The sequence below is a fragment of the Nocardiopsis sp. KDC1DS13DA1 genome (assembly GCF_055632325.1).
The window spans coordinates 1-237 of the sequence record NZ_JBVMUY010000041.1 but is presented as its reverse complement, the minus strand read 5'-3'; the positions used below and the strand labels follow the sequence as shown (position 1 = coordinate 237).

Genomic DNA, 237 nt, shown 5'->3' with positions numbered 1-237 from the left:
GCGGCGTGTTCACCAAGCTCATCGAGCGCAACACGACCATCCCGACCAAGCGCTCGGAGATCTTCACGACGGCCGACGACAACCAGCCGTCCGTGCAGATCCAGGTCTACCAGGGTGAGCGCGACATCGCCCAGTTCAACAAGAAGCTGGGCGTCTTCGACCTGACCGGTCTGCCCCCGGCGCCGCGCGGCGTCCCGCAGATCGAGGTCGCCTTCGACATCGACGCCAACGGCATCG

Annotated in this window: 1 protein-coding gene; it reads left to right on the top strand. The window is 65.8% G+C overall.

Features of this window, described 5'->3' with window-relative positions:
- Positions 1–237: Hsp70 family protein (locus ACTVAJ_RS26155; RefSeq protein WP_470390933.1), on the top strand; the 237-nt coding region annotated here is incomplete at both ends.